Below are 21945 nucleotides of genomic sequence, written 5' to 3'. Positions count from 1 at the left end.
GATGCGCAATTGCGCATCGGAGATCTCGAGGTTCCGGGTCTGGTCCTTCGGACCATCCCGGAACGACGGCCAGTGGGGGAATGACGCATTGAGTTTTGTCGAGCGTCACGGCCTGTGGTCGAGCGAGCAGAAGGAAGCGGCGAGCCGCCTGCGCCGCATCGTCGAAGAGAAGAATCTCGAGGTCATCAGGCTGTCATTCCCCGACCAGCACGGCATCCTGCGCGGCAAGACGCTGGTCGCGGCCGAAGCGCTGGCGTCGCTGGAGAGCGGCTGCGCCATCACCACCACGATGCTGGCCAAGGACACCTCGCACAAGACGGTATTCCCGGTGTTCACGTCGGGCGGCGGCTTCGGCATGAAGGAGATGGAGGGCGCCGCCGACGTCCTGATGGTGGCGGATACCACCACCTTTCGCGTGCTGCCATGGGCGCCGACCACCGGCTGGCTGCTCTGCGATATCTATTTCAGCGACGGCCGCCCGGTGCCGTTTTCGACCCGGCACCTCTATCGCTCGGTTCTCGAAAAGCTCGGGCAGCGCGGCTACGATTTCGTCGCCGGGCTGGAGGTCGAATTCCACCTGTTCAAGCTCGAAGACGCGCACATGGCGCCGCAAGACGCCGGCCAGCCCGGCCGGCCGCCCTCGGTGAGCCTGCTGTCGCATGGCTATCAATATCTGACCGAGCAGCGCTACGACCAGATGGAGCCGGCGCTCGAGATCATCCGCCGCGACGTGCTGGCGCTCGGGCTGCCGCTACGCTCGGTCGAGGTCGAGTTCGGCCCGAGCCAGTGCGAATTCACTTTTGCTCCGACCAGGGGGCTCGCGCCCGCCGACAACATGGTGCTGTTGCGTAGCGCGGTGAAGCAGGTCGCCCGCCGCCACGGCTATCACGCGACCTTCATGTGCCGGCCGAAACTGCCGAACCTGTTCGCCTCCGGCTGGCACCTGCATCAATCGCTGGAGTCGCGCGCCAGCGGCGAGAACGCGTTCATGGCGCACGACGGCGGCGAAGCGCTGAGCCCGTTCGGCCGCTGTTATCTCGCGGGATTGCTGGAGCATGCGCGGGCGTCAACCGTGTTCACGACGCCGACCATCAACGGCTACAAGCGCTACCGCTCCTATTCGCTGGCGCCGGATCGCGCGATCTGGGGCCGCGACAACCGCGGCGTCATGATCCGCGTGCTCGGCGGCGCCGGAGATGCCGCGACCCGGCTGGAGAACCGGATCGGCGAGCCCGCCGCCAATCCCTATCTCTACATGGCCTCGCAGATCCTCTCCGGGCTGGACGGCGTCGACCGCAAGCTCGACCCCGGTCCTTCGGCGGATACGCCCTACGAGACCAAGGCCGCGCTGCTGCCGAAGAGCCTGCGCGAGGCGGTGTCTGCGCTGCAGGACGATCCGTTCTTCCGCGCGGCGTTCGGGCCCGCGTTCGTCGATTACTACGTTCACATCAAGAACGCCGAGATCGAGCGGTTCGAGGCCGAGGTGTCGGACTGGGAGCATCGCGAGTATTTCGAGATGTTTTGAGGAGCTCCCGCATACTCCGTCATTCCGGGATGGTCCGAAGGACCAGACCCGGAATCTCGAGATTCCGGGTTCGATGCTATCGCATCGCCCCGGAATGACGGTGGCGCTCTAAATCCCCAGATACCGGTGCTGCAGTTCCGGCTCCGCGATCAACTGCGCGCTGGTCCCGCTCCATACCGTGCGGCCGCGCTCGATGATGTAGTGGCGGTCGGCGATGCGGGAGAGGTTGGCGACGTTCTTGTCGATCACCAGCACCGACTGGCCGCGGCCCTTCAGCATCGACAGGCAGTTCCAGATTTCCTCGCGGATCAACGGAGCGAGGCCCTCGGTGGCCTCGTCGAGGATCAGGAGTTTTGGATTGGTCATCAGCGCGCGGCCGATCGCCAGCATCTGCTGCTCGCCGCCGGACAGCGTCGCGCCCATATTGCCGCCGCGCTCGGCAAGCGCGGGAAACAGCGCGTGGATCTTCTCGATGGTCCAGGGATCGGCATTGCCGGCCCGATTGCCCGCCGCCGCCACCAGGTTCTCGTACACCGTGAGATTCGGAAAGATCTGGCGGCCTTCCGGCACCAGGCCGAGGCCGCGTTTTGCAATCAGGTACGACGGCAGGCCGCGCACGTCCTCGCCGGCAAAGCGGATCGCCCCGGATCGCGCCGGCGTCATGCCCATGATGGAGCGGATGGTCGTGGTCTTGCCCATGCCGTTGCGGCCCATCAGCGCGACCATCTCGCCCGACCGCACCGACAGCGACAGGCCGAACAGCACCTGGCTCAGGCCGTAGCAGGTCTCGATGCCGTCGACTTCGAGCAGGGGTGCGGAATCAGCCATGGCTGGTCACCGCATGCTGTTCGCCGAGATAGGCGCGCCGGACTTCCTCGTTGCTCTTGATCGCGTCGGGCGCCCCGGAAGCGATGACGCGGCCATAGACCAGCACGGTGATGCGGTCGGCGAGCGCGAACACGGCTTCCATGTCGTGCTCGACCAGCACGATGGTGACTTCCTGCCGCAGTTCCTTCAACAGCGCCACCATGCGCGCGGATTCGGTGGCGCCCAGTCCCGCCATCGGCTCGTCGAGCAACAGCATTTGCGGCCGGGTGGCGAGCGCCACCGCGAGTTCAAGCTCGCGCTGCTCGCCATGGCTCAGTTCAGACACCGGCACGTCGCCGCGCCGGGCAAGCCCGACCCGGTTCAACGCCGCCTGCGCCGCCTCGCGCAGATGTTTTTCCCGGCGTGCCGCGCCCCAGAACCGGAACGAGTGCCCGTCATGCGCTTGGGCCGCGAGCGCGACGTTGTCGGCGGCGGTGAAATCCGGCAGCAGCGAGGTGATCTGGAACGAGCGTGCGAGGCCGAGCCGGCTGCGCCGGTAGGACGGCAGCCGGGTGATGTCGCGGCCGGCGAAGTGAATGGCGCCGGAATTCGGGGTCAGCTGCCCGGTCAACTGGCTGATCAGCGTGGTCTTGCCGGCGCCGTTGGGGCCGATGATGGCGTGCAGTTCACCCGGCAAGACGTCGAGCGACAGATTGTCGGTGGCGAGCACGCCGCCGAAGCGGCGGACCAGCTTCTCGACCCGGAGCAAAGGATCAACCACGGCCCACCCTCCCAAGCAGACCCATGATGCCGCCGCGCGCGAACAGCACGATCAGCAGCAGCAAGGGCCCCATGACCAGCGCCCAGTATTCGGTGAACTGCGACAGCAACTCCTCCAGAAGCAGGAACAGGATGGTGCCGATAACGGGCCCGAACAGCGAGCCCATGCCGCCGAACACCACCATCACCATGAGTTCGCCGGAGCGGGTCCAGTACATGCCGGCCGGGCTGACGAAGTCGGTATTGTTCGCCAGCAGCGCGCCGGCAAGGCCACAGATGGTGCCTGAAATGACGAAGCAGACGAGCCGGTAGCGGTTGGCATGGTAGCCGATCGCCTGCATGCGCTGCTCGTTGGAACGAATGCCCTGCACCACCATGCCGAAGCGGGAATTGACGATGCGCCAGATCAGGTAAACACCGCCGAACAGGCAGAAAAGGCAGAGATAATAGAACTGGACGCGGTTCGAAAGATCGATCAGGCCGCCGAACGTGCTGCGCCTGTAGATGGTCAGGCCGTCGTCGCCGCCATAGCGCGAGAGCCCGGAGGCGACGTAATAGGCCATCTGTGCAAAGGCGAGCGTGATCATGATGAAATAGACGCCGCGGGTGCGCAAGCTGAGCGCGCCGATCACCAGCGCATACAGCGCCGAGGCCGCCAGCGCCACCGGCCACTGGATGAAACCGGAGCCGATGCCTTCGAAGGCGAGGATGCCGACCGCATAGCCGCCGATGCCGAGATAGGCGGCGTGGCCAAAGCTCATCATGCCGCCATAGCCCATGATGAGGTTGAGGCTGGCGGCGGCGAGCGCGAAGATGACGATGCGGGTGAACAACGTGAGGATAAAGATGTTGCCGGTTGCGGCTGAGTATAGCGGCAGCAGCAGCAGGCCAAGCGCAACCAGCGCCACGACGACGTTGCGAACGTTGATCTGGAGTTTCATCGCCTGGCGGCCGGAAACAGCCCCTCCGGACGCAGCACCAGCACGATCGCCATCAACAGATAGATCAGCATCGACGACAATGCCGGCGCCGCGGTCGAGGCGGCGGCGGAACTCAGCACCATGCGCAGGAGATCGGGCAGGAAGGCGCGGCCGAGCGTGTCGATCATGCCGACGAAGATCGCGGCCAGGAACGCGCCGCGGATCGAACCGATGCCGCCGATCACGATGATGACGAAGGCGAGAATCAGGATGTTCTCGCCCATCCCGATCTGCACGGTGAGGATCGGCGCCTGCATCAGCCCGGCGAGGCCGGCGAGCGCGGCGCCGAGCCCGAACACCAGCGTGAACAAGAGCTTGATGTTGATGCCGAGCGCGCCGATCATCTCGCGGTTGGAAGCCCCGGCGCGGATCAGCATGCCGACGCGGGTCCGCATCACCACGACATAGAGCATGGCTGCGACCGCGAGTGCGACCACGATGATCGACAGCCGGTAGGCCGGATAGAACACGCCGGGCATGATCTGCACGGGCACCGTCAGCCAGGCCGGCAGCGGCAGCACCAGGCCGGCCGGCCCCCAGATCAGCCGCACCGCGTCGTTGAAGAACAGGATCAGCCCGAAGGTGGCCAGCACCTGGTCGAGATGGTCGCGGCCGTAGAGGTGCCGGAGCGCGACGAATTCCAGGGCAATGCCGAGCAGCAGCGTCGCGCCGAGCGCCAGCACGACGCCGAGCAGGAAACTTCCGGTCCACGCCACGAAGGTGGCGGCGAAATAGGCGCCCATCATGTAGAGCGAGCCGTGCGCCAGGTTGACGAAATCCATGATCCCGAACACCAGCGTCAGCCCGGCCGCCAGCAGGAACAGCAGCAGGCCGAACTGCAGGCCGTTCAGCGATTGTTCGATCAGGACGAGCATGGATCCGTCAAACTCTGGGCCTAACAAAACAGCGGCAGCACTTTGCGCCGCCGCCGGTTCTTGTTGAGCGCACGATCTTCAGCGAAGCCGCGCTCCGGTCAAGCCCGGGCGCGGGTTCGCAAGATCAGGCGCCGGTTATGCCTGCCATCACTTCTTCATCGGGCATTTGCTGGCGTAGCGATCCTGGTCATCCTTGACGATGGTGGCCATCGTCTTCAGCGACAGCTGGCCGTCGGCGTCCTTGACCACGTCCTGCAGGTAGAAATTCTGGATCGGGATGTGGTTGTTGCCGTATTTGAACGGGCCGCGCACCGACTTGAAGTTGGCCTTCTGCATTTCGGCCTTCATCTCGTCCTTCTTCGAGGTGTCGCCCTTGACGGCCACCACCGCGCTGTTGATCAGCTGCGCGGCATCATAGGACTGCGCGCCGTAGAAAGTCGGACGCAGGCCGGGATACTTCTTGCGGTAATCCTCGACGAACTTCTTGTTCTCCGGGAACGGCAGATCGTTGACCCATTGCTGCGCGCCGGGAACGCCGAGCGCATTTTCCTTCTGCAGCGGCAACGACAATTCGTCGATGGTGAACGCGGTATAGAGCGGAATCTGCTGCTTGAGCCCGGCCTGCGCATATTGATTGAGGAACTGGACGCCGGCCGCACCGGGATAGAACACGAAGATCGACTCGGCCTTCGAGTTCTTTGCCTTGGTGAGTTCGGCGGAGAAGTCGAGCTGGCTCGGCCACACCGTGTACTCCTCGCCCATCACCTCGCCCTTGAAGGTGCTCTTGACGCCGGCCAGCATGTCCTTGCCGGCGGCGTAGTTCGGGCCGATCAGGAATACCGATTTCACGCCCTTCTGGTTCATGTAGGTGCCCACGGCCTGCGGAGTCTGGTCATTCTGCCAGGAGGTCGAGAACACGTAAGGCGAGCAGAGCTCGCCGGCGAGCTGCGAGGGGCCGGCATTGGCCGAGATCAGGAAGGTCTTGGAATCCACCGCGGTCTTGAGCGAGGCCAGCAGCACGTTCGACCAGATGTAGCCGACGATGAAATCGACCTTGTCGGACTGGATCAGTTTTTCGGTCTTCTGCTTGCCAACGTCGGGCTTCTGGCCGTCGTCCTCGTAGATCACTTCGACCGGCTTGCCGCCCATCTTGCGGCCGATATGGTCAAGCGCCAGCTCGAACGAGTTGCGCATGTCGTTGCCGATCACGGCCGTCGGGCCGCTGAAGGTCGAGACAAAGCCGATCTTGATGGTGTCGCCTGCGAGCGCGGGCTGCGCCAGCGCCAGAACCGTTGCGCCCGCCAGCCAGAATGCCGTTTTCATAATAACTCCCCTCCTCGTTATCGAACCGAACCCGCTCTCACGGGTGATCAGCCGCGCTTGTCCCGCGCGCCTCTTGTGGTGAGGTATTTTGTGCGCGAAATCACCGGTCAGCGGCAAGCATGAACCGCCGGCTCCGTCTGGAAACCTTCGGCGTATGCCCAGCCGTCTGCACCATAATTCGCAGGCAGCGCCAATGGCAAGAATTATAGTTCAAGCCAATCGCCCATTGTCGCAGCTTTCAGGGCGCGGAGCCTGTCGGTTAATCGACCGCTGAGTCCGAGCAAATCGAGCCGCTTCAGCCCGGTGGAGTTCGCCGCCGATCACGGCCAGATGCTCGATCTCGACCGCTACGTTTCGCCGTTCATCACCTTTGTTTTGTCGCCACCGCGACGCCACGCTGCCAGGCTCATGCCGTCGTGGCCCCCGGGTCGGGGATGACGCTGACATGGGCGGCGACGACTTTCCAGCCATCGGGAAAGCGCACCCAGGTCTGCATCTGGCGACCGACCTTGCCGGGCAGGCTATCGCGATAGAACAGCGTCGAGGCGACCGCGGTATCGCGGCCGTAGCTCGTGATCACGGTCCTGTCGGTCCTGCGCCCCAGCCCGACCGGCGAGCGCGCGGCGCGAAACCCCATGATCGCCTCGTAGCCGTAGAGGTTTTCAGCGATGCCGTAGCGCAGCGTGCGGGGATCGTTGCGGAACAATTCATCCAGCACCGCGACGTCGTTCGACACCAGCGCCTTTTCGTAGCGCGCGAATTGCGCGGTCACCTCGGCCAGCACATCGGGAAGATCGATCTCCATCGTTATAGTCCTCTCGGGGCTGGCGCTGCGACGACGCCCATGCGTTCCAGCGCATGCGCCACCCGCAACACGATATCCTCGCGCCAGGGCGCCGCAATGATCTGGACGCCGATCGGCATCGGCACCAGCGGTACCGGCACTGCGACCACCGGCAGGCCGATGAACGAAATCGGCTGGGTATGGATGCCGATATTGGCGCGAACCGGCAGTTCGACGCCATCGAGCATGAAGGTGGCCTGACCGAGCTTCGGCGCGATGCAGGGCGTGGCGGGTGCGAGGATCACGTCCACCGTGCCGAACAACTCCAGCACCCTGGCGCGATACCAGCGACGGAACTTCTGCGCGCGATCGACCAGCGGCGCCGGAATCATCGCGCCGGCGATCAGGCGGTCGCGCACCGCCGGATCGAAATCGTTCGGGCGCTGGCGCAGGCGGTCGAGATGCAGCGACGCGCCCTCGGTGGTGGTGATGACGTAGGCCGCGGCGCGGGCCCGTGCGGCCTCGGGAATTTCAACGGTTTGGGTGGCCTCGAGCGCCCTGGCGACGCGCGCCACGGCCTCGACCGCTTCCGGAAACACATTGTTCTGGAAGTGGCCGCCGGCAATCGCGATCCGCAGACCGGAGATCCCTTGCGCCAGCAGCGCGGTGACGGGCTCGACCGGCCGGGTTGTGCAAGCCGCGTCGTCGGCATCGGGCCCCTGCATGGCGTCATAGGCGAGCGCGAGGTCGCCGGTGCTGCGCGCGAACGGGCCGAGATGATCGAAGCTTGCGACAAAGGGAAAGCTGCGCGCCCGCGACAACCGGCCGTAGGTCGGCTTCAGGCCGAAGACGCCGCAGAACGACGCCGGCACCCGGATCGAACCATTGGTGTCGGACCCGAGCGCGATCGGAACCAGCCCGCCGCCGACCGCACTGCCGGAGCCGCCGGAGGAGCCGCCGGTCATCCGCGTCGGGTCGTGCGGATTGCGCGACGGGCCGTCATGCACGTTCTCGCCGGTGAAGTCGTAGGCGTATTCGCCCATGTTGAGCGCGCCGACCAGGATCGCGCCCGCCGCTTCCATGCGCTCGATCAGGGTGGCGTCGCGCGGCGACGGCGCCAGATCGCGGTTGATCTTCGATCCGGCGCGGGTGGCAAGGCCTTTGACGTCGAACAAATTCTTCACCGCGAACGGCACGCCGGCGAGCGGGCCGACGTTCCGGCCGGCGGCGATGGCGGCGTCGATCGCGCGGGCGCTGGCCCGGGCGCGGTCGGCGGTGATGTCGGTAAAGGCGTTCAGCACGGAATCGCGTTTGGCGATCCGTCCCAACGCGGCCTCGGTCGCGCCGAGCGCGGAGAGATTGCCGCCGGCCACGGCCTGCGCAATTTGCTGGGCCGTCAGCCCGTCGGTATTTGTGCTCATGGCGCCATCACGCTGCAAAGACACTGGCCGGCTCGGTTTCATCCGGCAGCGGAAACTCGTCGACCAGCCGCGCCAGCCGCAGCGAGACTTCGAGGTTCGCCCGCACCGCCGGACGCCAGGCTTCCTCTAGCGGCAACGCCAGCGCCTTGGCGACGGCGTCGATGTAACTGTCCAGGGCGTTCTCAACGGTCACTGTACTCTCCCTCTTTGTCATCGCCCGCGCAGGCGGGCGATCCAGTAAACACCACCGTGGGTACTGGATGCCCCGCCTCTGCGGGGCATGACGATCAAACCGGCAACGGCGGATGCGGGATCGCCGTCAGCAACTCCTTGGTGCAGGCGTGCTGCGGATCGCCGAGTACGCTCTCCGAAGTATCCTGCTCGACGACTCGCCCGCTGCGCATCACGATGACACGGTCGCACAGCAAGCGTACCACATTCGGATCATGCGACACGAACAAATAGCTCATCCCCATCGACGCTTGGAGGTCCTGCAGCAGGTTGAGCACCCCGTCTGAACCAAGTGTCGAACGCCGCGGTCGGTGCGCCAGTTGGCGCTGGGCACGTCGTTGATCGTGACCTTAATGACTGCATACAACGACTGCGTTTGCCTACTGATGGCGCAGAAACCTTGGGCTTTCGGCTGTGCGGCGTTCAGGTCGGCCAGAGCAACTCCTGCAATTCTTCGAGGTTGGCGGCTTTCTGTTGCCAGCTTTCGATGCGGATATGCCTGACCGGATCGCTGGCGCGATGAAGCAGCATCAGCGCCATCAACCGCCGCTTCAGATCTGGGGTGATCGCGGCGGCGGAATATCCGAACCCCGCAAACAGGCTTCGTACCCGCTGCGGCACCCCTGAAGTCATGAAGGCGCTCGGGCCAAGCAGGTCATACTCGCCTCTTCCGGTCATGACGTCGCCGAAATCGATCAGCCCCCCAAGATGCCACCCCGATCCGTCGCGGCTCAACAGGAGATTTTCGGGGATGTATTCGCCGGTCAGAATCACCGGCGGCTTGTCCAGTTGAACCAGCGCCGCTGCATCGCACAGCAACTCGTCCAGCCCATCCAGAAACTTCTGCGGCAATCCCAGACGTTCGTGCCGGGCGCGACACCCCGCGATTTGCCTACGCATGAAATCGCCCCAGTGCGGCTCGACCCCGGCGAGCGCGCCGACCGAGGCGCGCTGAACCTCGGCGATGGTCTCGCCGATGTTCGCGAGTACGCGCTCCTTCTGCGCTTCAGGCACAATTGGCCACGCTTCCGCGCCCAGTACGCCGTGCAGCCGCGTCATCACCAGATAGGGCCAGCCATCCCGCTCCCCTTCGACGACGATTTCGGGGATCGCGATCCGAAGGCGTCCCTGAAGCTGGGCGAGTGCGCCGCGCTCGGAGACGAACTGGGAACGAAGATAAGGGCGGGAAATCTTCAGGACAAGTTTCTCGTCGAGCGCCAGCACGACATTGGTGCCGGTGGGAAAAACCAGCGGCGCGGCAGACGAAAGGCCGTGACTGCGGGCGATGTCGCGCGCGACCGGCAACCATCGCGCGGGCTCGGCGCGCCAGGCGCGGAACGCCTCGTAGCCTGCGAAACCCGGCAGCGATGCGGTCATGACGGCGGCCTCCCAGCTCAGCTCGCGTTGCGATTGCGCCACACCGCCGGGACAATCCGACGCAGCCCGCCACCGCCCAGCCTGCAATGGCCAGGCACGGGCATTTCCTGATAGAAAGCGTTGAACCTTTTTCCCCAGCCGCAGACCTCATCACTAAGGGGATTTTTCACCTGTGTACAGCCGTGCCCTGTTCTCTCGGACCGCAATAATTGTCGTCGCGCTACTGCTGACAGCGGCTTCGACGCGCGCGTGTGTTTGCCCGCCTTGCATTCGAAAGGTGGGGTGATTTTGACGGCTGCAGCGCAACAGGACCGGGAAGTGCAACGGCCGGCGCGCTTTGCCGCGCGCAGCCGATTTCGTATCGTCCAGTGGCTGCGCGCGGTGCCGATCCGGTGGCGCATCCTGTCGATCGCGGCATTGAATTCCGCCGTCGTGGTGGTGCTGGCCGTCCTGATATGGAACGGCGGCAGGGTTCTGGCCACGGCCTGGGACGACGTCCGGCAGGTGCGGGAGTCCGACAAGATCCTGGCGCAGCTGGAAAGCCAGACCAGCCGGCTGCAGAACCTGATCCATCGCTACATCAATCAGCCAAACCCAGAACTCTTTGCCGAAATCCTGATGCTGCGCGAGGCACTGCTCGGAACGCTCTCCACGCGCGCCGCGACCGACCCCATGCTATCGGGGTCCGTGGCCCGGCTCGAACAGGTCACCAATCGATTTCTCAACGGGTTTGGCGAGTTGCGCGCGGTTCAGGACACCATCACCAGGACCTACGAACAGCAGGTACTCGGTCCCGCGCGGGAAATGGCGAGGCTGTATTCGGTCATCGAGGGCGCCACCGGCAACCGCGACGCGCCGATCTGGCCACCGCTCGGAAGATCCCGGGAGGCGTTTACGGCGCTGCTGGTCGCCGCCAATTCCTACTATTTGTCGCTCGCCTCGGCTTCCGCGGAGGACGCCCGGCGGAATACCGAAACGATCGAGAGCAGCATTCCGGCGATGTCGGAGCTGGCGGACAACGACCTGCAACGCATGTCGCTGACGCGACTGCAGGCGCGCACCGTGGCGTTGCGGGAAGGAATGGCGAAACTGACCGAGCAACTCGCTATCCGCACCGATCTGCTCCGCAACAGCATCGACGCCAGCCAGGCCGAAGCCATCGGCGTCATGGACGAATTGTCGGTCAAGATGCGTCAGCGCGAGCAGAACGCGCAGGCAACGTTCGACCGGACGCTGACGGGGATTTCCCACCGGGTGCTGTCGATCGCCGTGATCTTCCTCGGCATCATCCTGTCGGTCGGCGTGCTGATTTCGCTCTCGATCCGCCTGCCGCTGCAGCAGATCATGACGTCGATGCGCGCGATCGCCTCGGGAAACTACGATCGGGCCGTGCTGGGCACCACCGCAAGGGACGAGGTTGGCGCCATGGCGCGCGCGGTCGAGGTGTTTCGCGAGAATGCCATCGCCAAGCGCAAGACCGAGGACGAATTGCGCGCGTCGAAGGAAAAGGCCGAGAGCGCCTTGCTCGAACTCAACGCCGCGCAGCAGAACCTGATCGACGCCGAACGGCTGGCCGCGCTCGGCGGACTGGTCGCCGGCGTCGCCCATGAAGTGAACAACCCGATCGGCATCAGCCTGACGGTGGCCTCAAGCTTCGCGCGCCGCGCCGAAATGTTCGAGCAGTATCTGCGCACCGAGCCGCTGCGCCGCTCCAGGCTGGACGAATTCGTCCAGACCTCGCGCGATGCCGCGCAGCAACTGGTGGCGAACCTGCAGCGCGCCGGCGAACTGATCCAGTCTTTCAAGCAGGTCGCGGTCGATCGCTCGCATGCCGAGCGCCGCCAGTTCGGCCTCGGTGAAGCCACCGACCAGATCGTGGCGAGCCTGCGGCCGGTGCTGAAGAAGGCCGCGGTCACCCTGTCGGTTGACGTGCCGGACGGCCTGATGATCGAGGGTTATCCAGGCTCCTATGGCCAGATATTAACCAATCTTTTCCTCAACGCCGTCAATCACGCCTTCGCCGACGGCCGTTCCGGGACGATCTCGATCTCGGCGCGGGCCCGCGGCAGCGACGATGTCGAGATCATTTTCGCCGACAACGGGGCCGGAATGACGCCGGACGTTCAGCGGCAGGCGTTCGATCCGTTCTTTACGACGCGCCGCAGCGAAGGCGGAACCGGACTGGGCTTGCATATCGTCTACAATCTTGTCACTCAACAGCTCGGCGGCCGGATGATGCTGGAATCGAGGCCAGGACAGGGCTCCACCTTCCGCATTATCATGCCGAAAGTCGCCAGGGGCGAACCCGCGGGGACCGACCAGACAGCAGCCGACGGAACTTCGAAATGGCCGAGCCGGACGATGTCCTCCACCTGATCGATGATGCCGGAGCATCTCCGGAGGCCTCGTCCGCGCGCAAATGGAAGATCGCCGTCATCGACGACGACGCTGCCGTGCATGAGGGCACCCGCTTTGCGCTGAGCGACTTCAGCCTGAACGGCGCCACGCTGGAAATCCTGTCGGCCTATTCCGCCGCCGAAGGCCGTGTCCTGATGCGCGACAATCCCGACGTCGCCGCCGTGCTGCTCGACGTCATCATGGAAACCGACGTCGCGGGCCTTGAACTGGTCGAGTACATCCGCAACGAGATCAGGAACGAAACCGTCCGCATCATCCTGCGCACCGGCCAGCCCGGACAGGCGCCCGAGCGCAGCGTCATCGTTCAGTACGACATCAACGACTACAAGGCCAAGACCGAGCTGACCGCCGACAAGCTGTTCACCTCGCTGACCGCAGCATTGCGCAGCTATCAGCAACTCGAGCGCATGGTCCAGACCCGGCGCGGCCTTGAGATCATCATCGACGCGGCCTCGACCCTTTATGATTTCAAATCGATGCAGCGCCTCGCGGAGGGCGTGCTCACCCAGCTCGCCTCGTTGCTCAACGTCGATTGCGCCGGCATCCTGGTGCTGCGCGACGACGGCCCCGATGGCAACGAGTTCTCGGTGCTCGCCGGCTCCGGCTGCTACAGCCGCTTCATCGGCACCACCAGTTCCAGCGCGCTGGATCCCGATTTGCGGCGAATGGTAGAGGCCGCGTTCCAACGCCGCAAGAACGAGTTCGCCGATTGCCGCAGCGTGCTCTATCTGCGCACCGGCAGCGGGCGCGAAGTGGTGGTCCTGCTGCAGGCGGAACGCCAGCTCTCCGACACCGACCGCGCACTGGTCGAGATCTTCTCGAGCCGGCTGTCGATCGCTTTCGACAACGTCATTCTGTACCGGCAGCTGCATGAGGCAAACACCCAGCTCGAAGACCGCGTCGCCCAGCGGACCCGCGCGCTGATGCAAGCCAATCGCCGGCTCTCGGCGCAGTGGCTGCGGCTGCAGCGCGCCAACGGCTTCAAGAACGAAATTCTCGGCACCGTGGCGCACGACCTGAAAAATCCGCTCGGCGTTATCCTCGGCCGCACCGAAATGCTGACCGAGCTGATCAGTGCCGGTTCGCCGCGGGAAAATGTCACCGCGCAGGTCGAGCACATCCGCGACGCCACCAAGCGCCTGACTTCGATGGTTGACCAGCTGATTTCCGACGCGATGGCGGATGCCTTCGATATTACCATCCGCCGCGAGCCGGTCGACGTCGGCGCCCTCGTCACCGAGGTCACGGAATCAAATCTGCCTTCGGCGATCAACAAGCAGCAGAAGATCAGCGTTTCGGCGCCACCGAACATCGTCACCATGTGCGACGCCGACCGCATCCGCGAGGCGATCGACAACCTGGTCAGCAACGCCATCAAATACTCATCGATCGGCGGCGAGATAAAGGTGGCCGTGACCCGCGAGGAAAAGGACACCCTGATCCGCATCGCCGACGACGGCGCCGGGCTTTCGCCCGAGGATCTCGGCCGGCTGTTCGGTCGTTTTCAGCGCCTGTCCGCCAAGCCCACCGCAGGAGAAAGCTCGACCGGCCTCGGCCTTTCGATCGTCAAGCGCATCATCGACATGCATGGCGGCCACGTAACCGCGGAGAGCGCCGGTCCCGGACGCGGATCGACGTTCACGGTTACACTGCCAGTAACAGAGCCGTCATGACCCAGAGCCCGCACATTGTCATCGTCGATGACGAAGCACCGGCCCGCGAGATGGTCGGCGATTACCTCAAGATGCACGGCTTCGGCGTGACGCTTTGCGACGGCGGCAAAAGCCTGCGCAGCGTGATCGAGACCAGGGTGCCCGACCTCGTGGTGCTCGATCTCAACATGCCCGAGGAGGACGGGCTGTCGATCATCCGGGACCTCAAGAGCCGCATCAACGTTCCGGTGATCATGCTGACGGCGACGGCGAGCCCGATCGACCGCGTCGTCGGGCTTGAGCTTGGCGCCGACGACTACATCGCCAAGCCCTGCGAACTGCGCGAATTGATGGCGCGGATCCGTTCGGTGCTTCGCCGCAGCACCCCGGCCAAGGCGCCGGGCGCGCCGGGGGCGACGACCGCCGCAGCGAAGAAGGAACAACTGGTGCGGTTCGGCACCAAATGGCTCGACCTCGAGGCGCAGGCGTTGCGCGACGACGAAGGCAACGAGCACCCGCTGACGGCTTCCGAGTTCGGGCTGTTGAAGGTGTTCGCCGCCAATCCCAAGCGCGTGCTGTCGCGCGAGCGGCTGCTGGAGCTGGCCAATGCGCGCGACGCCGAGGCGTTCGACCGCGCGGTGGATCTTCGGATCATGCGGATCCGACGCAAGATCGAAATCGATCCGACCAAGCCCGCCGTCATCCGCACCATCCGAGGCGGGGGCTATTTGTTCTCGCCGACGGGCGACAAGGGCTAGGCCAGGCCGCTGCTCGGGTCAGGCCCGCAACGCTGAGGGCGTGCGGCGCCTCCGGCCAGGGAGCTCGGCGGCGGCAGCGCCGTCCCGCCGATTTTCCGTGGCTTGAAATTACTGGCATTTCCGCCCCGATTGTTTCTTCGCCGCCCCCGCGACGAAACAATTCACCCCGGCACGAAACCATTTTGTCCGGATCGTGCAGACATCCGGAAACGCGGGCTGACTAACAATCCTCCCAATGGAACGCCGCCCGGCGGCGATTGGGGAGCCTGTCATGCCGAACGTCATCGCCATCAACGCCGCAGCCCGCGAGACGATCGCCGCTGCCCGCGCGATCTCGGATGAGATGCTGCTTGAGCGCATCGCAAAAGGCGACCGCACGGCGATGCATGTTCTCTATTCGCGGCATAACGTCCGCGCCTACCGCTTCGTGCTGCGCATGGTGCGTGACACCACGATGGCGGAGGATCTCGTGAGCCAGGTGTTTCTCGACATCTGGCGTACCGCCAGTCAGTTCGAAGGCCGCTCCCAGGTGTCCACCTGGCTGCTCTCGATCGCCCGGTTCAAGGCGCTGACTGCCCTGCGCACGCGCAAGCACGAGGACCTCGACCAGGAGGACGTGCTTGAGATCGCCGACGACGCCGACACGCCGGAGGCTTCGCTCGACCGCAGCAACACCCGCGCGATACTGCGCGCCTGTGTCGCCAAATTGTCACCGGCGCATCGCGAGATCATCAATCTCGTCTACTACCATGAGAAATCGGTGGAGGAAGCCGGCGAGATCATCGGCATTCCCCAGAGCACGGTGAAGACGCGGATGTTCTATGCCCGCAAGCAATTGGCGCACCTGCTCAAGGTCGCCGGCGTGGACAGCATCGCGGCATAACCGAATTATATCAATATCTTACGGAGATTCCAGGCGGGGAAAATGTGGCAATCCCATCACTCGGGATTACCTCCCGAGAAACAAATGAAACAATCGGCGACATCATCCGGAAAGACATGGTTCCTATACTTTTTCTCGACGCCGCAGCAAAAGTTCGACGGAGGATTGCGATCGCCAACCAAGGCGGAACCAATCCTCGTTGATCCGGTTCTTATGATCAAGAATTCGACCTGAACTGCTCACCTCTTGAGTTTACCTCCAAACGACCCGGCCGGGATGCCCCCCGCCGGGTCGTTCTGCGTTGGCCGCAGGCTTCGTCGGCGGCCGCTGCAACAAGACGATACCTTCGTCGTTTTGGCGTGGTAACTTGCGCGTCCGCTGCGGGCAAAGAGGATTGCCCCGATGGAACCAGTGACGGGTGTCGCCGATGTTCGAAGGCTGGGATGCAGTCGTATTGGCCCGGGCGCAGTTCGCGTTCACGATGTCATTCCACATCATATTCCCGGCGTTCTCGATCGGACTTGCCAGCTATCTGGCGGTGCTGGAAGCGATGTGGCTTTGGACCGGGCGCGAGGTCTTCATCAATCTGTTCAATTACTGGCTGAAGATCTTTGCGGTCGCGTTCGGGATGGGCGTGGTATCGGGCATCGTCATGTCCTACCAGTTCGGCACCAACTGGTCGGTGTTCTCCGACAAGACAGGCCCGGTGATCGGCCCCTTGATGGCCTATGAAGTCTTGACCGCATTCTTTCTCGAGGCGGGCTTCCTCGGCGTGATGCTGTTCGGCCTCAAGCGCGTCGGTCCGAAGCTGCATTTCATGGCGACGCTGATGGTCGCCATCGGCACGCTGATTTCGGCATTCTGGATTCTCTCCGCCAATTCCTGGATGCAGACGCCGGCCGGCTACGCCGTCAATGCCGAAGGACAATTCGTTGCCGTCGACTGGTTCAAGGTCATCTTCAACCCGTCGTTTCCGTATCGCCTTGTGCACATGGTGCTCGCGGCGTATCTGACCACGGCGCTGGTGGTCGGCGCGGTCGGCGCCTTTCATCTTCTGCGCGACCGTCATCTCGCCGGCGCGCGCGTGATGTTTTCCATGGCGATGTGGATGGCGACGCTGGTGGCGCCGATCCAGATCTTTGCCGGCGACCAGCACGGGCTCAACACGTTGAAACACCAACCGGTGAAAATCATGGCGATGGAGGGGCACTTCCAGAGTCACGGGCAAGGCGCACCGTTGATCCTTTTCGGCCTGCCCAACCAGGCCGCCGGCAAGGTCGACTATGCGGTCGAAGTGCCGAAGCTGGGTTCGCTGATCCTCAAGCACTCGCTTGACGCACCGATGGCGGGCCTCGACACCGTGCCGCGCGAGAACTGGCCGCCGGTCGCCATCGCGTTCTGGTCGTTTCGCGTCATGGTCGGCCTCGGCTTCTTGATGGTGGCGCTCGGCCTGCTGAGCCTGTTGATGCGCCTTCGTGGCGCGCTCTACGAATCAAGGCTGCTGCACTTGTCTGCGATCGCGATGGGCCCGGCGGGCTTCATCGCGGTGCTTGCAGGCTGGATCACCACCGAGGTAGGGCGCCAACCGTTCACTGTCTATGGATTGCTGCGGACGGCCGAATCCGCTTCGCCGCTGGCGACGCCCGCGGTCGCCTCCTCGCTGATCGCGTTCATTATCGTTTATTTCATCGTGTTCACGGCCGGCGTGGTCTATCTGCTGCGCCTGATGGCGCAGCCGCCGCATCATGGCGAAGAGGGGCCGCGCAGCGATCTTCCCGCGCACGCCGCCGGCATCACGCCCGCCGCGGGTGCGGCAGCCGCTGGAGCCGTTCGGTGACGGCCATCGACCTGCCGACCGTCTGGGCCTTCATCATCGCGTTTGCGGTGTTCGTCTATGTCGTGATGGACGGCTTCGACCTCGGCCTCGGCATTCTGTTTCCGTTCTTTCCGGAGAAGCACGATCGCGACGTGATCATGAACAGCGTCGCTCCGGTCTGGGACGGCAACGAAACCTGGCTGGTGCTCGGCGGCGGCGGCCTGATGGCCGCATTCCCCTTGGCCTACGCGATATTGATGCCGGCGCTCTATACGCCGATGATCGTGATGCTGCTCGGCCTGGTGTTCCGCGGCGTCGCCTTCGAGTTCCGCTGGCGAACGCAGCGCGAGCGCAATCTCTGGGATATTGCCTTTGCCGGTGGCTCGCTGGTGGCGACGCTGGCGCAGGCGATCGCGCTCGGCGCCGTCCTGCAAGGGGTGCATGTCGAGGGGCGACAATATGCCGGTGGCTGGTGGGACTGGCTGACGCCGTTCAGCATTCTGACCGGACTGGCGCTCGTGATCGGCTATTCGCTGCTCGGTACGACGTGGCTGGTCATGAAGACCGAAGGCGCGTTGCGCGACCGCGCCTATCATTTAAGCTGGATCCTGCTGTTCGCGATGCTTGCGGCCATCGGCGCCGTCAGCATTGCAACGCCATTCCTCAGTGTTCAGTACACGGAACGCTGGTTCGCCTGGCCCAACATTATCCTGACCGCGCCGGTACCGGTTGCGGTGGCCGCAGTCACCGTGTTGTTGCTGCGAAGCCTCGCCAGGAAATACGACTACCAGCCGTTCCTGCTGACGCTGGCGTTGTTTGCGCTGTCCTATGCCGGCCTCGGCATCAGCATGTATCCCTACATCGTGCCGCAGAGCGTCACGATCTGGCAGGCGGCCTCGCCCGCAAACAGCCAGCTCTTCATGCTGTTCGGCGTCGCCGTGCTGATACCGGCCATCCTTGGCTATACCGGCTGGGCCTATTGGGTGTTCCGCGGCAAGGTCAACCGCGAAAGCGGGTATCATTGACCGGGATCAAGCCAGATCCGCCGCCGCTGATACGGCGTCTATTGTGGTTCGCCGCGCTTTGGCTGGGCGGCGTGAGCGCGGTAGCCCTGATTTCCTTTGGTTTGCGGCTGTGGATCGCGCCGAAATAGGCCGCGTCGCACCCCTGAGTCTGGCGGGGAGAAGCAAAACAGAAAATATTCCAGCGATATGACGGCCCACGGCGCCCTCATCTTGCCATCACGCTGGCGCTGAGATTTGATGGCTGCAATGATTTGGCCAAGGCGCCAACAAGGAGACCTCGACGATGACAAAGTTTCGGCACCTGATCTGGACATTGATCGCGGTGGGCGGCCTGATCCTCGCGGCCGCGCAAGGCCAGGCGCAGAGCCGGCAGCCCGATGTCGGCGACCAACCTGGTTTGATGCCCGACGAGTCCGTCGAACTTGATCCGCAGTTCAAGAAGACGGCGGTGTTCTATCGCACCAGCGAGGCGCCAGGCACCATCATCGTCGTCACGGCCGAGCGCCATCTCTATCTGGTCCAGGGCAACGGCCGCGCGTTGCGCTACGGTATCGGCGTCGGCCGCGAAGGGTTCCAGTGGCAGGGCCTGGTGACCATAACACGCAAGGCCGAATGGCCGGACTGGACGCCGCCGCCGGAGATGATCGCGCGCCAGCCTTACCTGCCGCGCTTCATGGCCGGAGGTCCCGGCAATCCGCTTGGCGCGCGCGCGATGTATCTCGGCACCACGATCTATCGCATCCACGGCACCAACCGGCCAGATACCATCGGCACCGCGGTTTCTTCAGGCTGCTTCCGGCTGGTCAATTCCGACGTCGCCGATCTCTATGAGCGCGTCCCGGTTGGCACCAAGGTGATTATCCGGCAGAAGCCTGAGTTGTAATTGCGACGCGGCTACCCCAGCCGATCTTTTTCCCTGAAATCAATGAGTGACAAAAAATGCTACGGACATTTCGAGGCGGCCTCCTGATCGGGCTGGCGGTCGCAACCGCGGTCGCGGCCGCCGCCATCACCTATGAGCGTTACGACACCAAGACCCTGAAGCGGACGATCCGCCGCGGCGACGTGCTGTGCGGCGTCAACAAGGGGCTGCCGGGTTTCTCTATTCCCGACGCCAAGGGTGACTGGACCGGCTTCGACGTCGATTTCTGCCGCGCGGTGGCCGCCGCCATCTTCGATGATCCCAAGAAGGCGAAATTCATGGCGCTCGACGCCAACGAGCGCTTCAAGGAACTGCAGAGCCGCAAGGTCGACATCCTCTCGCGCAACTCGACGTGGAGCATGTCGCGCGAAACCAATTACAGTCTCTATTTCCCGGCGGTCGCCTATTATGACGGCCAGGGCTTCATGCTGCCGCGCTCGCGCAACATCGACTCCGCGCTGGACCTCAACAACAGCAAGGTTTGCGTACAGGAGGGGACAACGACGCTGCTCAACCTCGCCGACTACTTCCGCGCCAACAACATGAAATATACGGAGGTGAAGTTTCCCAGGCTGGAAGAAGTGCTCAAGGCCTATGAGTCCGGCAAGTGCGATACCTTCACCGCCGACGTTTCCCAGCTCTACGCGCTTCGCTTGAACCTCACCCAGCCGAACGACCAGGTCATTCTGCCCGACGTCATCTCGAAGGAGCCACTCGCACCCGTGGTGCGGCAGCGCGACGACGACTGGATGATGATCGTGAAGTGGACGCTGTATGCGATGATCAACGCCGAGGAACTCGGCATCACCTCGAAGAACATCGACGAGGCGCTGAAGTCGAAGAAGCCGGACGTGATGCGCCTGGTCGGCACCGAGGGCGCCTATGGTGAAGACCTCGGGCTGAGCAAGGACTGGGCCGCCCGCATCATCCGCCATGTCGGCAATTATGGCGAGATCTATGACCGCAATGTCGGCGAAGGATCGAAGCTGAAGATCCCGCGCGGGCTGAATTCGCTCTGGAGCAATGGCGGCATCCAGTATGCGCCGCCGATCAGGTAGTTTCTATCAACTGCCGCAAATGTCATCGCCCGCGAAGGCGGGCGATCCAGTACGCCGCGGCTCATCGGCTCAAATACTGCCGTCTCTGGAATACTGGGTCGCCCGGTCGAGCCGGGCGATGACAGTGGTGTGTGGGACGGCGTTCGCCGCTTCAACCTCAATAACTCTTCATCCGCGCCAATTGATCGGCGTGGTAATTCGTATCGCCGAACAATTCCTGGCAGACCCGCGCCCGCTTCATGAAGAAGCCGATGTCGAACTGGTCGGTCATTCCCATGCCGCCGTGCATCTGCACGCCTTCCTGAACCGCCAGCGTCGCCGTTGAGCCGGCGCGCGCCTTGGCGACCGCGACCGCGGATTCCGCATGCTCGAAATCGCGGTCGAGGGTCTGCAACGCCTTCAGCACGGCCGCGCGGGTGATCTCGATGTCGATGTAGAGCTGCGCGGCGCGGTGCTGCAGCGCCTGGAACTCGCCGATCAACTTGCCGAACTGCTTGCGCTCCTTCAGGTAGGCGACGGTGCGTCCGAACACTTCCTCGCTCAGGCCGACCATTTCGGAGGCGACCGCGCCACGGCCGATGTTGAGCACGCCCTCCAGCAACGCTGCGCCCTGATCGACCTCGCCGAGCACGCTGTCGGCGTCGACCTCGGCATTGGCGAATTCGATTCTGGCGGCGTTGTGGGAATCGACCATCGCGGTGCGCTCGATGGCGATCCCCTTGGACCTGGGATCGACCAGGAACAGCGTCAATCCCTCGCGCTCGCCCGCCGCGCCCCCGGTGCGGGCGGCGACGATCAGGAGCTCGGCAGTGTGGCCGTCGACCACGAAGGCCTTGGCGCCGTTCAGCCTGAAACCGTTGCCGGAGCGCACCGCCTGCAATTTGATCTGCAGCGGCCGGTGCTTGGCGCCCTCGTCGATCGCGAACGCCGCCAGCAGCGACCCATCCGAGATCTTGGGCAGATGCGCCGATTTCTGCGCCTCGCTGCCGCCGCGCGAGAGCGCGGAAGCCGCCAGCACCGCGGTCGAAAGAAACGGCGACGGCATCAAGGTGCGGCCGATTTCCTCCATCACCACGCCGGCCTCGACGCAGCCGAGCCCGCTGCCGCCGAACTTCTCCGGCACCAGCAGCCCGGAAAATCCCAGTTCGGCAAACGCCTTCCAGAGGTCGCGGGAGAACCCCGCGGCGTCCTGGCTGTCGCGCAGCTGGCGCAGGTGCGACACCGGCGCCTTGTCGCTGATCAGCCCGCGCGCGCTGTCGCGCAGCATGGTTTGTTCTTCAGTCAGGACGAGGGCCATTTGAGGGTTCCGT

Annotated in this window: 20 protein-coding genes and 1 pseudogene; 10 read left to right on the top strand and 11 right to left on the bottom strand. The window is 64.2% G+C overall.

Translation table 11 applies throughout. The features are described from left to right. Positions 1-88 precede the first annotated feature (88 nt). Positions 89-1525, top strand: coding sequence for a glutamine synthetase family protein (locus tag Q0D31_RS10430; protein ID WP_291849506.1), 1437 nt, complete (start codon positions 89-91; stop codon positions 1523-1525). Positions 1526-1633: 108 nt separating this feature from the next. On the opposite strand, the gene Q0D31_RS10425 is transcribed toward Q0D31_RS10430, so the two are convergent. From Q0D31_RS10425 to Q0D31_RS10380, 10 genes and pseudogenes are all read right to left on the bottom strand, one after another. Beyond that, a complete protein-coding gene (locus tag Q0D31_RS10425; protein ID WP_291849503.1) occupies positions 1634-2353 on the bottom strand; it encodes an ABC transporter ATP-binding protein in 720 nt (239 codons plus the stop codon). Beyond that, a complete protein-coding gene (locus Q0D31_RS10420) occupies positions 2346-3113 on the bottom strand; it encodes an ABC transporter ATP-binding protein (protein WP_291849501.1) in 768 nt (255 codons plus the stop codon). Before Q0D31_RS10420 ends, Q0D31_RS10425 begins: the two co-directional genes overlap by 8 nt. After that, entirely contained in the window at positions 3106-4053 is a 948-nt protein-coding gene (locus Q0D31_RS10415; RefSeq protein ID WP_291849499.1) for a branched-chain amino acid ABC transporter permease, read from the bottom strand. The genes Q0D31_RS10420 and Q0D31_RS10415 overlap by 8 nt, the downstream gene beginning before the upstream one ends. After that, positions 4050-4967 (bottom strand): branched-chain amino acid ABC transporter permease, encoded by a 918-nt coding sequence (locus Q0D31_RS10410; protein ID WP_291849497.1) that lies wholly within the window; start codon positions 4965-4967, stop codon positions 4050-4052. Before Q0D31_RS10410 ends, Q0D31_RS10415 begins: the two co-directional genes overlap by 4 nt. Before the next feature lie 147 nt (positions 4968-5114). Then, complete coding sequence (locus Q0D31_RS10405; RefSeq protein WP_291849495.1) at positions 5115-6290, bottom strand: ABC transporter substrate-binding protein; 1176 nt, start codon at positions 6288-6290, stop codon at positions 5115-5117. 406 nt (positions 6291-6696) lie between these two features. Continuing rightward, positions 6697-7095, bottom strand: a complete 399-nt coding sequence (hpxZ, locus tag Q0D31_RS10400; protein ID WP_291849493.1) for an oxalurate catabolism protein HpxZ — start codon at positions 7093-7095, stop codon at positions 6697-6699. Between the two features lie 2 nt (positions 7096-7097). After that, positions 7098-8495 (bottom strand): AtzE family amidohydrolase, encoded by a 1398-nt coding sequence (locus Q0D31_RS10395; protein WP_291849491.1) that lies wholly within the window; start codon positions 8493-8495, stop codon positions 7098-7100. A 7-nt stretch (positions 8496-8502) separates the two neighbouring features. Beyond that, positions 8503-8709: a DUF4089 domain-containing protein gene (locus Q0D31_RS10390; protein ID WP_291849488.1), complete on the bottom strand. Its 207-nt coding sequence runs from the start codon at positions 8707-8709 to the stop codon at positions 8503-8505. Positions 8710-8782: 73 nt separating this feature from the next. After that, positions 8783-9004, bottom strand: a pseudogene (locus Q0D31_RS10385) (ABC transporter ATP-binding protein); the annotation flags it as partial. A gap of 145 nt (positions 9005-9149) precedes the next feature. Next, a complete protein-coding gene (locus tag Q0D31_RS10380) occupies positions 9150-10103 on the bottom strand; it encodes an aminoglycoside 3'-phosphotransferase/choline kinase family protein (RefSeq protein ID WP_291849485.1) in 954 nt (317 codons plus the stop codon). Between the two features lie 318 nt (positions 10104-10421). On the opposite strand from Q0D31_RS10380, the gene Q0D31_RS10375 reads away from it, so the two are divergent. The 9 genes from Q0D31_RS10375 to Q0D31_RS10335 all read left to right on the top strand — a co-directional run bounded on the left by Q0D31_RS10375 (position 10422) and on the right by Q0D31_RS10335 (position 20635). Continuing rightward, positions 10422-12479, top strand: a complete 2058-nt coding sequence (locus Q0D31_RS10375) for an ATP-binding protein (protein ID WP_291849482.1) — start codon at positions 10422-10424, stop codon at positions 12477-12479. After that, positions 12449-14194 carry a DUF3369 domain-containing protein gene (locus Q0D31_RS10370; protein WP_291849479.1) on the top strand — a complete coding sequence of 582 codons (1746 nt, stop codon included), beginning with the start codon at positions 12449-12451 and terminating at the stop codon, positions 14192-14194. Before Q0D31_RS10375 ends, Q0D31_RS10370 begins: the two co-directional genes overlap by 31 nt. Continuing rightward, positions 14191-14931, top strand: coding sequence for a response regulator (locus Q0D31_RS10365; RefSeq protein ID WP_291849476.1), 741 nt, complete (start codon positions 14191-14193; stop codon positions 14929-14931). Before Q0D31_RS10370 ends, Q0D31_RS10365 begins: the two co-directional genes overlap by 4 nt. A gap of 271 nt (positions 14932-15202) precedes the next feature. Continuing rightward, positions 15203-15814, top strand: a complete 612-nt coding sequence (locus Q0D31_RS10360) for a sigma-70 family RNA polymerase sigma factor (RefSeq protein ID WP_291849472.1) — start codon at positions 15203-15205, stop codon at positions 15812-15814. A gap of 427 nt (positions 15815-16241) precedes the next feature. Further along, a complete protein-coding gene (locus Q0D31_RS10355) occupies positions 16242-17651 on the top strand; it encodes a cytochrome ubiquinol oxidase subunit I (protein ID WP_291849469.1) in 1410 nt (469 codons plus the stop codon). After that, a complete protein-coding gene (cydB, locus tag Q0D31_RS10350; RefSeq protein WP_291849466.1) occupies positions 17648-18655 on the top strand; it encodes a cytochrome d ubiquinol oxidase subunit II in 1008 nt (335 codons plus the stop codon). Before Q0D31_RS10355 ends, cydB begins: the two co-directional genes overlap by 4 nt. A 5-nt stretch (positions 18656-18660) precedes the next feature. After that, positions 18661-18783: a DUF2474 domain-containing protein gene (locus Q0D31_RS10345; protein WP_291849891.1), complete on the top strand. Its 123-nt coding sequence runs from the start codon at positions 18661-18663 to the stop codon at positions 18781-18783. A gap of 155 nt (positions 18784-18938) precedes the next feature. Beyond that, positions 18939-19538, top strand: a complete 600-nt coding sequence (locus Q0D31_RS10340; RefSeq protein WP_291849464.1) for a L,D-transpeptidase — start codon at positions 18939-18941, stop codon at positions 19536-19538. Positions 19539-19594: 56 nt separating this feature from the next. Next, positions 19595-20635 (top strand): amino acid ABC transporter substrate-binding protein, encoded by a 1041-nt coding sequence (locus Q0D31_RS10335; RefSeq protein ID WP_291849461.1) that lies wholly within the window; start codon positions 19595-19597, stop codon positions 20633-20635. 157 nt (positions 20636-20792) lie between these two features. Here Q0D31_RS10335 and Q0D31_RS10330 read toward each other — a convergent pair whose 3' ends face one another. Next, positions 20793-21932 (bottom strand): acyl-CoA dehydrogenase, encoded by a 1140-nt coding sequence (locus Q0D31_RS10330; RefSeq protein ID WP_291849458.1) that lies wholly within the window; start codon positions 21930-21932, stop codon positions 20793-20795. Positions 21933-21945 lie beyond the last annotated feature (13 nt).

The organism is Bradyrhizobium sp. (assembly GCF_022844465.1).
Taxonomy (GTDB): domain Bacteria; phylum Pseudomonadota; class Alphaproteobacteria; order Rhizobiales; family Xanthobacteraceae; genus Bradyrhizobium.
The sequence above is the reverse complement of the archived record's forward strand: the minus strand, read 5'-3'. Positions and strand labels throughout refer to the sequence as shown.